Source organism: Kitasatospora sp. P5_F3 (genome assembly GCF_054049135.1).
Genome location: NZ_JBFUMY010000001.1, coordinates 1 through 14,412, shown reverse-complemented (window position 1 = coordinate 14,412; position 14,412 = coordinate 1). Strand labels below are relative to the sequence as shown.

At 67.4% G+C, this 14,412-nt stretch carries 7 protein-coding genes; 6 read left to right on the top strand and 1 reads right to left on the bottom strand.

All coding sequences use genetic code 11. From position 1 onward, the window contains the following. Positions 1–16 precede the first annotated feature (16 nt). The 5 genes from ACXJMZ_RS00035 (at position 17) to ACXJMZ_RS00015 (ending at position 12,400) form a co-directional block, all read left to right on the top strand. Positions 17–2,929 (top strand): helicase-related protein, encoded by a 2,913-nt coding sequence (locus ACXJMZ_RS00035; RefSeq protein ID WP_457027847.1) that lies wholly within the window; start codon positions 17–19, stop codon positions 2,927–2,929. Continuing rightward, positions 2,929–7,092, top strand: coding sequence for an Eco57I restriction-modification methylase domain-containing protein (locus ACXJMZ_RS00030; RefSeq protein WP_457027846.1), 4,164 nt, complete (start codon positions 2,929–2,931; stop codon positions 7,090–7,092). The genes ACXJMZ_RS00035 and ACXJMZ_RS00030 overlap by 1 nt, the downstream gene beginning before the upstream one ends. A 109-nt stretch (positions 7,093–7,201) precedes the next feature. Then, complete coding sequence (locus tag ACXJMZ_RS00025; RefSeq protein ID WP_457027845.1) at positions 7,202–9,016, top strand: DUF4357 domain-containing protein; 1,815 nt, start codon at positions 7,202–7,204, stop codon at positions 9,014–9,016. Beyond that, positions 9,013–10,224: an McrC family protein gene (locus ACXJMZ_RS00020; RefSeq protein ID WP_457027844.1), complete on the top strand. Its 1,212-nt coding sequence runs from the start codon at positions 9,013–9,015 to the stop codon at positions 10,222–10,224. Before ACXJMZ_RS00025 ends, ACXJMZ_RS00020 begins: the two co-directional genes overlap by 4 nt. Positions 10,225–10,264: 40 nt before the next feature. Then, positions 10,265–12,400, top strand: coding sequence for a UvrD-helicase domain-containing protein (locus ACXJMZ_RS00015; RefSeq protein ID WP_457027843.1), 2,136 nt, complete (start codon positions 10,265–10,267; stop codon positions 12,398–12,400). 9 nt (positions 12,401–12,409) lie between these two features. On the opposite strand, the gene ACXJMZ_RS00010 is transcribed toward ACXJMZ_RS00015, so the two are convergent. After that, positions 12,410–14,065, bottom strand: coding sequence for an N-6 DNA methylase (locus tag ACXJMZ_RS00010; RefSeq protein WP_457027842.1), 1,656 nt, complete (start codon positions 14,063–14,065; stop codon positions 12,410–12,412). Between the two features lie 167 nt (positions 14,066–14,232). Between ACXJMZ_RS00010 and ACXJMZ_RS00005 the strand changes: the two genes are divergently transcribed. After that, positions 14,233–14,412, top strand: a 180-nt coding sequence (locus ACXJMZ_RS00005) for a hypothetical protein (protein ID WP_457027841.1), incomplete at its 3' end; no start/stop codon positions are given.

Here is a 14,412-nt window from a genome sequence, read left to right as displayed (position 1 = left end):
ACGAGGACCTCATCTGATGACACTCAGCTACTCCGCCGGTTCCCTGGTCACCGCCCGCGGCCGTGAATGGGTCGTACTGCCCGAGAGCGCCGCGGACATGCTCGTGCTGCGTCCCCTCGGCGGTTCCGACGACGACATCGCCGCCGTCTTCCCCGCTTTCGAGGAGGTTAAGGGTGCCGAGTTCGCACCCCCTTCGCCGACCGATCTCGGTGACCAGCGAGCTGCGGGTCTGCTCCGCTCGGCCCTGCGGATCGGGTTCCGTTCCGGTGCCGGTCCGTTCCGCTCCCTGGCCGGAATCGCGGTCGAGCCGCGCGCCTACCAGTTCGTGCCGTTGATGATGGCGCTGCGTCAGAAGACTGTCCGGCTGCTGATCTCCGACGACGTCGGCATCGGCAAGACCATCGAGGCCGGCCTGATTGCGAGCGAACTCCTCGCCCAGGGCGAGGCGACCGGCCTCGCGGTGCTCTGCTCGCCCGCGCTCGCCGAGCAGTGGCAGGAGGAGTTGCGTACCAAGTTCGGCCTCGACGCCGAACTCGTCCTCTCCTCCACCATCTCGCGTCTGGAGCGTGGCCTCGACCTCGGCCAGTCGATCTTCGACAAGTACCCGAACGTCATCGTCTCCACCGACTTCATCAAGTCCCCGCGCCACCGCGACGACTTCGTCCGTCACTGCCCCGACCTGGTCATCGTCGACGAGGCGCACACCTGCGTCGCGGCCGACGACACCAGTACGTCCTCGCAGAGCCAGCTGCGGTACGAGCTGCTGCGCCGCGTTGCCAAGGACGCCGACCGGCACCTGCTGCTGGTGACCGCGACCCCGCACAGCGGCAAGGAGTCTGCCTTCCGCAACCTCCTCGGCCTGGTCAAGCCCGAGCTGGCCACCGTCAACCTCGACGCGGAGAGCGGCCGGAAGCTGCTCGCCCAGCATTTCGTACAGCGCAAGCGGGCCGACGTGCGGCAGTACCTCACCAAGGAGGACGGTCTCAGCGACGACAGCCTCACGGAGAAGACCGCGTTCCCCTCGGATCGCTACTTCAAGGACGAGACCTACAAGCTCTCCCCGGCCTACCGCGCGCTGCTCGACGACGCCATCGCCTACGCGAGCGACCGCGTCGAGGCCGCGGGCACCCAGGGCAAGCGCGAGGCCAGGATCGCCTGGTGGTCCGCGATCGCCCTGCTGCGCTCCTTGGTCTCCTCACCGCGTGCCGCCGCCCAGACGCTGACGACCCGTTCGGCCGCTGCGGTCGCCGCGAGCGCGGAGGAGGCCGACCGGCTCGGCGCGCCGCTCAACAGCGACGCGGCCGACAGCGACATCCTGGAGGGCATGGACGTGGCCCCCGGAGCGGAGACGGACGGCGCGGGTGCTCGGCTGGCCGCACTCGCCGAGCGTGCCACAGCGCTTGAGGGACCGGCAGGTGACCTCAAGCTCAAGGACCTCACCAAGCACCTCAAGGGACTCCTCGCCGACGGATACAGTCCGATCGTCTTCTGCCGCTACATCCCGACCGCGGAGTACATCGCCGAGCAGCTGGAGGGCAAGCTCGGTGCCAAGACGAAGATCGCCGCCGTCACCGGCACCATCTCCCCGCAGCAGCGGATCGAGCGAATCGAGAGGCTCGCAGAGGAGGCCGGGGTCGACCAGGCCGCTCGCCGGGTCCTGATTGCCACCGACTGCCTGTCGGAGGGCGTCAACCTCCAGCACCATTTCGATGCCGTTGTCCACTACGACCTCGCTTGGAACCCGACCCGCCATGACCAGCGCGAGGGCCGGGTCGACCGCTACGGTCAGAAGAAGGACGAAGTCCGGGTCATCACCCTGTACGGCGCGGACAACGGCATCGACGGCAAGGTCCTCGAAGTCCTGATCAAGAAGCACCGTCAGATTCGCAAGGACCTCGGGGTCTCGGTCTCGATCCCTGACGAGATGTCAGCAGGTGTGACGGACGCAATCGTCGAGTGGCTGCTGATGCGGGGGAGGGAAAGCCAGCAGGAGGGCCTGTTCGCGGTCGACGACATCGTCGACGCCAAGGCCGCCCAACTGGAGAACGACTGGAACTCCGCGGCCGAACGCGAGAAGGAGTCCCGCTCCCGGTTCGCCCAGCGATCCATCCATCCGCAGGAGGTGGCACGCGAAGTCGGCGCCATCCGGGACGCCTTGGGCAGCGCCGGTGAGATCCGCACTTTCGTGCGGGACTCACTGAACGCGCTCGGCGGGGTGCTGCGCGACTCCTCGGACGGTGACTTCACCGCAGAGGTGAGCGGCACCCCAGCCGGCCTGCGCGACGCCCTCGCACCGGTCGTCGGCGGTGACGCCGTCGAGACCGGCAAGCCGATCCCGTTCCGCACCGACCCGGCAGTTGCACGCGGCGAGGCCGCCCTGGTCCGCACTGACCCGGTTGTCGGCGCGCTGGCCGGACACGTCCTCGACGCGGCGCTCGACCTGCAGGCCGACGGCAACCGTCCGGCCCGCCGCTGTGGCGTCATCACCACCGACGCCGTCCAGGTCCGGACGACGCTGCTGCTGGTGCGCTACCGCTTCCATCTGACGCTCCCCTCCCGTACCGGGGACAAGCAGCTCGTCGCCGAGGACGCCCGGCTGGTGGCCTTCCAGGGGGCCCCGAAGAACGCCGTCTGGCTGCCCCAGGAGGAGGCGATCGGTCTGCTCGACGCCGAGGCCTCCAGGAACACCGACTCGCACTTCGGCGAGCGCACGATGACCCGAATTCTCGGTCAACTCAGCGATGTGGTGGGTCACTTGGAGGAGTTCGGTGATCAGCTTGCGGCTGATCTCGACGAATCCCACCGGCGGGTCCGCTCTGCTTCCGGCGAGATCGTCCGAGGCCTGCGCGTGAGTGCACAGAAGCCGGCCGACGTCCTCGGCGCCTACGTCTATCTGCCCGCGACCACGCCGACCGGAGAAGCCGCCTGATGTCCGCTACCACCCGCAACCAGGTCTTCTCCGCCGTCCACACCGTCGGTGCCCTGCTACCCGTCGACATACTGCTCCGGATCTCCGAGGGCAAGGACGTCTCCGGCTCCAAGCCCGCCGACTACGGCGTCATCGGTTCCCGCTCGGTGCGCGACGACGCCGAACGCCACTGGGACTACCTCAAGGCCATCTGGCGTGAGCTGCGCGTCCGCCTCCCTGAGGACGAGGCGACGGGAGCTCCGGCCGCCGACCCGACCGGCCTCGCTGTCGCCCAGTGGTTGGAGCCACTCTTCGCGGAGCTGGGGTTTGGACGCCTCACCGCTGTCGGTAGGGCCGGCATCCCTGCCGACAGTGACCCCGGGAAGCTCTTCCCGATCAGCCACCGCTGGCAGCACGCGCTCGTCCAGCTGACGGCCTGGAATGCGGATCTCGACAAGCGCCCGGGCGGTGCTGGCACTGTACCGCCACAGTCGATGGTCCAGGAGTGCCTGAACCGTGCCGAGGCCCACCTGTGGGCGGTTCTGACGAATGGTCGGCAGCTCCGGTTGCTCCGGGACTCCAGTGCGCTGGCCACGGCCTCGTACGTGGAGTTCGATCTTGAGGCCATCTTTGACGGCGAGCTGTTCAGTGAGTTCGTGCTGCTGTACCGGCTGCTACACGTCTCCCGCCTCGAGGTGGGGGAGGGTGCGGCGCCGTCCGGGTGCTGGCTGGAGAAGTGGCGCACCGAGGCCATCGTGTCGGGGACGCGAGCCCTGGACCATCACCGCGATGGTGTCCAGCGGGCCATCACGACCCTCGGGACCGGTTTCCTCAAGCATCGCGACAATGCGGTGCTGCGCAAGGACGTGAACGTCAAGGCTCTCCATGCCGCGCTGCTGCGCCTTGCCTATCGGTTGATCTTCCTGTTCGTGGCCGAGGACAGGGATGCTCTGCACCCGCCCACGGCTACTGAGGAAGCCCGCCGACGCTATGCCACCTACTTCTCCTCCGGCCGATTGCGACGTCAGGCCGGCCGTCGGCGAGGTACGGCGCACGCCGATCTCTACCAGTCTCTGAAGTTGGTGCTCGACGCCCTCGGCGACGAGAGTGGGCGTCCGGAGCTCGGGCTGCCGGGCTTGGGCGGCCTCTTTGACGACACCGATGCTGACAGCCCGCTTCGGGGACTGTCGCTCTCCAACACCTACCTGCTGGAGGCAGTGCGTCACCTCTCGCGCGTACGGGACACGAACTCGGCCCGCTGGCGTCCGGTCGACTACCGCAACATGGGCTCCGAGGAGCTCGGCTCCATCTACGAGTCGCTGTTGGAGCTCGTCCCCAAGCACAGCGCTACCGAGAGCACCTTCGAGCTGGTCAACCGGTTGGGCAACGACCGCAAGAAGACCGGCTCGTACTACACACCCCGTTCGCTCATCGACACCCTGCTCGACTCCACCCTCGACCCGGTAATCGACGACGCACAGAAGCGCGGCGAGCAACGGGCCGCAGCAGCCGGGCAGTCGGACGCCACTGAGGCGATCGTCGGTGAGCTGCTGTCCCTGACGGTCTGTGACCCGGCCTGCGGCTCCGGCCACTTTCTTGTTGCGGCTGCTCGCCGGATCGCCAAGCGGGTCGCGGCCGTGCGGGAGAGCAACCCGGAGCCCACACCGGTCGCGGTCCGGCATGCTCTGCACGAGGTCATCGCGCGGTGCGTCTACGGTGTGGACCTCAACCCGATGGCCGTCGAACTGGCCAAGGTCTCGCTGTGGTTGGAGGCATTGGAGCCGGGCAAGCCGCTGGGCTTCCTCGACGCACACGTCAAGCTCGGCAACGGGCTGATCGGGGCGACGCCCGCTCTGATGCGGGACGGAATCCCGAGCAAGGCGTTCAAGGCGGTGGAGGGGGACGACCCCAAGTACGCCGCCTTCCTGGAGAAGCAGAACACCGAGGAGCGCAAGGGGCAGGGTGGGCTCTTCGATCTGGCGGTCGAGACGAAGGTGGCGAACATGGCTTTCGCGTCCGACCTGCGTCGAATCACGGGTGCCCGTGCTGACACACTGTCGGACGTTCATCGTCAGGCTTCTGCGTATCGCGCTTGGGAGACCTCGGCGGCATATGTGCAGGCGCTGCACGTGGCGGACGCTTGGTGCGCCGCGTTCATGTGGCACAAGGCGAAGGACGCGCCGCCTGCCATCACTCACGACCTGTTCCGCGCCCTTGAGGATCCGCAGGCGACCGCCGCCTCAACGGCGACCCACGACGAGATCGTGCGGCTTAGTGCCGAGTACCGCTTTTTCCACTGGCACCTGGAGTTCCCCGAGGTCTTCAGCGTTCCGGAAGGTGACAACGGTACGGGTGGTGACGTGGTCGGGGTGACTGGCTGGGCAGGCGGATTCTCCTGTGTGGTCGGCAACCCACCATGGGACAAGGTCGACTTCGAGGACAAGAAGTACTTCAGCATTGTGGAGCCGTCGATCGCCGCGATCGCCGGTACGGCGCGACGCAATCGCATCTCCGAGTGGGAGACGGAGGATCCCGAGGCTGGTGAGCGCTACCGTGCTGAGCGGAGGAAGGTGAAGTCCACTTTCCTCTTCGCGGGCGGGTCAGGCGCATTTCCGCTGTGTGGCAAGGGCCTTACGGTCAAGGGCGTCAACTCGCTCCAGACCGACCAGCTCTTCGCTGAGCGCTTTGCCTCCATTGCCGGGCCTGAGGGTCGGTTCGGATGCATCATCCCCACTGCAATTGCGACCGGCGCGGGTGCGCAACATCTCTTCAGTGACTTCACTAGGCGTGGTGCTATCACCTCCCTGTACGACTTTGAGAACCGCAAGCCGCTCTTTGTTGGGGTGCACTCTAGCTACAAGTTCTGCCTCTTCTCCTTGGCTGGGCGGGATCTGCATGAACCCGCAGCGAAGTTTGCCTTCTTCCTCGAAGAAACCACTGACCTCGACGATACCGATCGCGTCTTTGCGTTGAGCCCCGACGAGATTATCTTTATCAACCCAAATACCGGGACCCTCCCGATCTTCCGTACCCGCCGCGACGCCGACCTCACGGCTGCGATCTATCGCCGCATCCCAGTCCTATGGAATGAGGGCGAGAAGCACGGAAATCCCTGGGGTATCAGCTTCAAGCGTCTCTTCGACATGACCGACGACTCCGACCTCTTCCGTAAGTGGGAGGAGTTGGAATCTGAGGGATGGGAGCTCCACGGAAACGTCTTCATGCGGGGCGGGCAGCGAATGCTGCCGCTGTATGAGGCAAAGATGGCCGATTTCTTCAACCATCGAGCTGCCGATGTCGTTAAGAGCGCGACGGCGGTTAACCGTCAAAACCAGCCCCGGTATCTGACGGAAGATGATCTCCAAAACTCGGAGCGGCTCGCCATCCCCCTTAACTGGATCGCTGAGAGCGGCACCATTGCGACGCGTAGGAACGGTAAGGATGTCGATGTTCCTGGTGTCTCTCTGCGCCTCGACGACACGAATTGGGACAACGATTGGCTCTGCGGCTGGTGCGATGTCACCGCATCGACCAATCAGCGTACGGCTATTCCGGCCTTTCTCCCACGCGCAGCGGTCGGACACAAGTTTCCCCTGATGTTGCCGCGCGTCGCACCTGCCCTCACTGCGGCTCTCGTTGCTGCCCAAAGCTCGCTGGTCTTCGACTACGTCAGTCGCCAGAAGATTGGCAGCACAAGCATGGGACTCTTCATCTGGAAGCAGCTCCCCGTCCCCACCCCCGAAGCACTCGCACCACATACGCCGTTCGTTTCCTCGCGCGTCCTTGAACTCGTCTACACCGCCCGCGATATGGCCCCCCTCGCTCGCGACCTCGGTGACACTGGCGCGCCCTTCCGCTGGGACGAGACCCGCCGCGCCCATATCCGCGCCGAGCTGGACGCGTACTTCTTCCGCCTCTACGGCATCAGCCGCGACGACGCTGACTACATCCTGGAAACCTTCCAGTCCGACTCGGGTGGTGGTCTCAAGAACAACGAGATCGCTAAGTACGGTATCTACCGAACGAAGGACTTGGTTCTCCTCGCCTACGACCGCATGGCCGCTGCCGGGGCCACCCTCGCCGTCCCCCTCGTGGATGGCGAAAACTTCACCTCCACCCTCACTCCGCCCCCGGGCCTTGGCCCACGCCATGAGGTCAAGCTCACCACTGGGAGCGATAGCTGACCTCGGCGCCCATGGCGAGTGGCGAGATCCACTGAGGTGAGGTGCCGTCAGTTCCGGACGCTACGGTGCCCACAGCGTCTTCGAGTGCAAGTGATGGGAGCAGAGACCGGTGTCCGATGAGCACCAGGAGTTCCAGCTGCGGCTGCCGAACGGCGACGACGTCGACCGGGCGCGTGGCGTCCTGTTGGACGAGGTGGGGACCAACGGGAGCCGTAAGTTCCTGCTCCGCGCTGGCTCGCCGGCTCGCAACCATGTGATGCCCTCGTTCAAGAAGCACTTCAGCGGCACTTTCCGGCGGCGCGAGGAGCTCCAGGCCACCGGCGTACTACGTCCCTCCGATCGCTGGCCGGGTTGGCTGGAGCTGTCGGAGGACGTGGAGTGCGGGTCGCCGTCGTTCGCTGCGGAGCTGCTGGTGGGCGCTCCCCGCAACGGTTGGGTGTGGTGGAAGACGGAGGACGGGGCGCCGCTGTCGGACTTCATGGCGGGAGTCTGGTCCGGCCCCAATCGCGCCTGGCTCGTCCGTGGCTCCAATGTCTCCGGGCTCGATCTCGTCCAGCGGCTCTGGCTGCCCGAGAACCGGGTCACCCTCTCCGCGTCCCGGTTGCGACAGGGGGTCGAGCAGGGGACGAGCAAGGACGAGCTGCGCACTTTCGTCCATGAGGACTACGAGTCCGCGGCGACGTACAGTCAGAAGCAGGAGATGCTGGAGGAGTTGCACGCCTTCCTGTCCCGAATGAAGCCCGGGGACACCGTGTGCACCATCTCGGCAGGGCAGCTGTACGTGGGCGAGGTGACCGGGCCCGTGGAGCAGACGGTCTCTGAGGACGGGCGAGCCAACCTGCGTCGGCCGGTCGAGTGGCAGAGCTCCGGGTACGCGTACGAGGAGCTGCCCGAGGAGCTGCAGCAGAAGCTCTCCGTGCAGCACGATGTCGTCGATCTGACGGCAGTGCAGGCCCTACTGGCCGGGCTCGGGTTGAGCGACGAGGACCTCACCGACACTGCCGAGGTCACCGAACGCGACCCGTCCGTGGAGATCCCGGCCATCGCGGCCCGCCGCGAGGTGGAGCTCCCCGCACCGACCGCTGAACTCGCCGACGACTTGCTCGTCCACGATCTGAACTGGCTGCAGGAGGTGCGCGATCTCCTCTGGGACGACCGTCAGTTGGTGCTCTACGGGCCGCCGGGTACGGGCAAGACGCACCTCGCGCTGAAGCTCGCGGAGTTCCTCGGTGGCGGGCCCGAGCGGGTCAAGCTCGTGCAGTTCCATCCCTCCTACGCCTACGAGGACTTCTTCGAGGGCTTCCGCCCCAAGGAAGACCCGAAGACGCGCGAGGTCGCCTTCCGGCTGACCGCCGGACCATTGCGGGAGTTGGCCGATCTCGCCTCCCGCGAAGGGAACCGGCACGTCCCGCACTTCCTGATCATCGACGAGATCAACCGGGCCAACCTGGCGAAGGTCTTCGGCGAGCTGTACTTCCTGCTGGAGTACCGCAACAAGTCGGTGCGGCTCACCTACTCGGGCGACGACTTCGCGCTTCCGCCGAACCTGTTCGTGATCGGCACCATGAACACCGCCGACCGCTCGATCGCCCTGGTCGACGCGGCGATGCGGCGCCGGTTCGCGTTCGTCGAACTGTCGCCGCGCATCGAGCCGACCAGCGGCCTGCTGCGGCGCTGGCTCGCCGCCAAGGGCCACGATGCCGAGCCGGCCGACCTGCTGGACGCGCTCAACTCCCGGATCGACGACCACGACTTCCGGATCGGGCCCTCCTACCTGATGAAGCCGGGCGTCTACCGGGAGGGCGGCTTGGAGCGCACCTGGCGGACGAAGATCCTCCCGCTGCTGGAGGAGTACCACTACGGGGAGGGCATGGACGTCGAGCAGCAGTACGGCCTTGCCACCCTCCGGGATTCCCTCGCGTGACGGACGCCGTCGTCGTCGACCTGGTCGAGCACGCCCCGGCCGTCAGCCGTCCGCTCCCGGACGCCGTCGGCCGGGCCCTTGCCGCCTCCCGCATCGTCGAAGCCGCCCCTGACCCGTACGTCCCGGGTCGTTGGATGCTCCGCGCGGGCAGCAAGGTCGGCGCGGTGGCCCTGGACGTGTCGGGCGGTGCCCATGTGACCGTACGGATTACCCCCAAGGTGCCCATCGCTCGGCTCTTCTTCCTGATCGGCTACAGCCTCAACCCGCATGGCTGGCGGGACGGCCAGATAGAGGTCGGTGAACACGACGACCTCCTGCCGGCGCTCGCCCACGCGGTGGAGCGCCAGGTCGACATGGCGCTGCGTCAGGGGCTCCTACAGGGCTACCGCGCCGTCGAGGACAGTTCACTCGTCGTCCGGGGCCGCATCCGGGAGGCGGAGCAGATCCGCCGCCGGTTCGGCGCGACCCTGCCGGTCGAGATCGCCTACGACGAGTTCACCATCGACATCGCAGAGAACCGCATCCTGCGGGCCGCCGTCGACCGGCTGCTGCGCCTCCCCGGCGTGCCGCGCGACGTACGCCGCCGCCTGCTGCACCAGCGCGCCCGCCTCGCCGACATCACTCCGCTCGTACGCGGCCAGCTGCTCCCGACCTGGCACCCCACGCGGCTCAACTCCCGGTACCACCATGCGCTCCGCCTAGCCCGCGTCGTGCTGGATGGCTCCTCACCCGAGCACCTCGCCGGTCAACTGCGCATCGACGGCTTCCTGTTCAATATGAACAAGCTCTTCGAGGACTTCGTGACGGTCGCCCTGCGCGAGGCGTACCGGGGCTCGGGCCGTGCCTGCCGCCTTCAGGACCCGCACCATCTCGACGAAGCGGCCCGGATTCGGATGAGGCCTGACTTCGTGCTGTACGGGGTGGAGGGCAGTCCGCAGGCGGTGGCCGACGCCAAGTACAAGGCCCAGAAATCCGACGGCTACCCGGACAGCGACCTCTACCAGATACTCGCCTACTGCACTGCCCTCGGTTTGCCGGAGGGGCACCTCGTGTACGCGAAGGGGAACGCCCCGCACGCGGCTCACCGGGTCCGGCACGCGGGCATCGTCATCCACCAACATGCGCTGGACCTCGACCGGCCGCCGACCGAGCTGCTGGGCGAAGTTCGTTCATTGGCACGGCAGATGGCGCCTGACGGGACGGTATGATCACGATCGGAACGTCCGCCAGGGGGTAGGGAGTCCGCAGGTGCCGCAGCTCGCGTTCGCGAACAGCTTCTGGGAGAGCTACGACATCCTGGAGAGGCCGGTGAAATCTGGCGTGCGCAAGGCGATGGCGAAGTTCCAGCAACTCACCGTGCCCGAGCTGCATGCCGACAAGGGCCTGCACCTGGAGTCGGTGGAGAAGGCGCGCGATCCGCGGATGCGCACTATCAGGATCAACGACTTCTGGCGCGGCGTCGTCCTCGCCCCAGACGACGGCAGCGACGTCTTCCTCCTGATCAACGTGGTGCCGCACGACGACGCCTACACCTGGGCGGCCAAACGGCTCTATACCGTCAACACGGCGACGCGGGCCCTGGAAGTCCGCAACGTAATCGCCATCGAGCAGTTGACACCAGCGCTGGAGAAGGCCGCGGAGGCTGCTCCGGCGTTGCTGTTCGCCAAGCACTCCGACACGGTGTTGCGTGAGCTCGGCATCGACGACCAGGTGTTGCGGGCCGTGCGGACCGTCATCGACAAGCCGCAGCTGGAGGCCTTTGGGACGCTGCTGCCTGAAGACCAGTTCGAGGTCCTGCAGTTCCTGGCCGACGATTTCAGCCCGGAGGACGTCTACCGGGACGTAGTCCTCGAACGGCGGCCCGCCGACGTCCGCCCGGAGCCGACCGAGGACTTGGCAGCGGCCATCGCCAATACCAGCAGCCGGATCACTCTCGTCTCGGGGCCCGACGAGCTGACCGACATCCTGGACAAGCCCTTCGCCGCCTGGCGGGTTTTCTTGCACCCCTCGCAGCGGCGGGTCGCCTACCGGGCCTCCTACGCCGGGCCTGTCCAGGTCACCGGCGGGCCAGGTACGGGTAAGACCGTCGTGGCACTGCACCGCGTCAAACACCTGTTGTCCCGCGCGCCTGACACCCGCGTCCTGCTCACCACCTACACCAATGCGCTCGCCGCGACCCTGCGCGAGAATCTGGCGCAGCTCCTCGATGGTGACGACAGGCAGCTCGCCCGGGTCGACGTGACGACGGTAAACGCCTACGCGCACCGGATTGCCACCGAGCTTGGTGGCCGGGTGCCCGCCCCGATCGGCGACCAGGAGGAGCGGCAAATCTGGCAGCGCGTCAGGAAGCGCCTCGACCTGCCGTGGACCGAGCAGTTCCTCGCTCAGGAGTACCGGAACGTGGTGCTCGCCCACGACCTGCGGACCCTGGAGGACTATCTCGCCACCGACCGGCGCGGGCGGGGAACGCCGCTGATGCCACTGCGGCGGAAGCTGCTCTGGTCGGCCGTGGAGCTCTTCGGCACGGAGATGAACGCACATGGCGGCGTGACACATCTTCAGGTGTGCGCAGAGGCGGCCCGACTGCTCGACGAGGCCGGGGCGCGCCACGACCACGTGGTGGTCGACGAGGCGCAGGACCTCCACCCCGCGCAGTGGAGGGTGTTGCGGGCGGCTGCCGCGTCCGGCCCGGATGACCTGTTCATCGCCGGTGACCCGCACCAGCGCATCTACGACTCCCGGGTGTCGCTGGGATCGCTCGGGATCACCGTCAAGGGCCGCAGCAGCCGTCTGCGCATCAACTACCGCAGCACGGAGGAGATCCTCGGCTGGTCCACCGGCATTCTCGGCCCGGCCCCGGTCGAGGACCTCGGCGGCGACGGGAACGACAGCCTCGCCGGCTACCGGTCGCTGCTGCACGGTCGTAGGCCGCACGTCGACGGTCATGGCTCCGAGCATGCCGAGGTCGTCGCCCTTGTGGAGCGGGTGCAGGGCTGGATCGCCCAGGGTATCCGCCCGGCCGAGATCGGGGTCTGCGCGCGCTTCAATCTGCTTCTCGACAAGGTCCACGACAGGCTGTCCGCCGCCGGTGTGCCGGCAGTACGGGTCCGGGACAACCCCGCTCCCCACACAGACGGCGTGCGGCTTGCGACCATGCACGCCATGAAGGGCCTGGAGTTCCGGGCGGTGGCAGTCCTCGGGGCGACGGCCAGTGCGATGCCCTTCGCCCGCGAGATCACTCCGGTCGAGGTGGACAGGCTCCAGTACGAGACGGATCTGCTGCGCGAGCGGTGCCTGCTGTTCGTGGCCTGCACGCGGGCTCGGGAGGCACTCGCCGTCTCCTGGAGCGGAGCGCCGAGCGGATTCCTGCCCGCGCGAGGGTGACCGGCAGGGTCAGTCGCCGTTGCTCCTCGGGTACAGGCCGCCGTTGGTGAGCCCTTCACGGGCGAGTGTGGCGGCTTGTTCGCTGAGTGCGGCGAGCTGCCTGGTGCAGTCCTCGAACTCCTGAAGCGCGCGGAACGCGGTCCCGTAACGACGTTGCTCCTCGATGCCCATCTGCGGAATGCGGGAGCCGCGCGCGTCGAGACGGTAGGTGCCGCTGGCACTGGTGGAGCGGCGCCGATTGGCGGGGCCGACCAGAAAGCCCTTCAGATAGTCGGTGTCGAGCTGGTCGCTGACGGAGAGGGGCCCGCTCTCGGAGTACTCGACGAGCCCGGCCCGGGCGAGGTCGGCGATGCTGACGGACGCAGTGTCGAGCGCGCCGAGGCTGTTACCGGGAAGTAGGGGGGGCAACAGGTCGTTGAGCGCCCGAAGTTGCTCCTGCACCCGCCGGCGCAGCGCCACGTAGTCGCCGATGTAGTCGCGCCGTGCGGCACCGACATGAGTGCCGGGGGTGAGGTCGACGGTGTCGTCGAGGAGGTTGATGAGCGGGACATCGACGACCTGCCCGGGTGAGGGGTCGAGGGGCGCGTCCGGAGCGTTCGCGGTGAGATCCACCATGCGGACTACCGTCGGCGCGGCACCGTCGGGACGCTTGAGCACCCACAGGTGCACCGGCAGCGCGTGGGCCGTCGCCGTTCCGGCCGGAAGGGCGATGACCTCGGCGAGGATGCCCCGCCGGACGAGCTCCGCACGGATGCGGCGACCGGCCTTCCGGTAGGCGACGGAGGCCGGCATCACCATGATGGCCTTGCCTCCGGGCGCCGTGTGCGAGTAGGCGTGCTGGAGCCAGGCCAGCTCGCCCTCCGCGCGCGATGGGGTCCCGAGCTCCCAGCGCGCATCGAGGAGGAGGTCCTCGCGCCCCCAGTCGGGCGAGGCAACGGGCGGGTCGCAGATGACCAGATCAGCTTTGAAGTCGCTCCACTGGTCGTCGCGGAGCGAGTCGCCGTTCCGGATGTCGGTGGGCACGCGGTTGGTAAGACCGGCACGGAGCCGGGCGAACTCCGCCATCGACGCATCGACCTCTTGGCCGTGCCGGGTTGGCCCGGCAGTGGGGCCGATGGAGAGAAGTAGGGCGCCAATTCCGCAGGCAGGGTCCAGGATGCGCGCCGACGTGGGGACGGAGCCCGCGAAATGCCGCACTGCACGGATGACTGCAGGGGAGGAGACCTGGTCGGATCCGGTGCGGCGGGTGGCGTCGAGAAAGCGCTCGGTGAGAGCGGTGATCAGCTCGGCCTTCGAGGTCCGGTCTACGATCTCCAGAGCTTGACCGACGATTTCGGATGCGAGGCCCGTTGGCGGCGCGCCGTGTGCGAGGAGTCGACCCACCGCCACGAGACCGCTGACTATGTCGTCCCCGTAAGTCCCCCGAAGGGATTGCCACAGCCTGACGTCGTCGGACACGTCCTGCCCTTTGTGCTGTCTGGCGAGCCAGGTCCGCACCTCGGCGAGGTCGAACAGTGGGCTGGTTGCCCCGCCCCCGGCTGGCGCGGGGAAGTCCTCGTAGCGCCGCCGCCAATTGGAGACCGCGGCCCTGGTCACGCCGGCCAGTCGAGCGATCTCGGCTCCGGTGATCAGCGGATCGGTGGCAGGGCGAGTGTCCTCCTTCATAGCGCCACCGTACACGGCAAGAGAAAGTGAATCCAAGGTCCAGCGTGTTGGCGATGTACACGGATTATTTGTGAAGGATGTCGTTTACGTGTGACTGAGCCGTCCATGCGGCCGTCGGAGGCCGAGCGGGTGGACGACACCGACACGTCACGGTTCGTCGCCTCCGTATGGCAGCAGCAAGTGCGGTCCCTGCCACCATGGTCCTCCGCTGGGACCGGGGTGCCATCGAGTTGGAATGGGTGGGGGAGGAGGGCAGCACCTTCCGGCTGCGCAGGCTCACCAGGGACTTCCGGATTCACGACTGGCGGCACAGCCGGATCAGCAGCGATCTGGACGCGCGCGGGGGG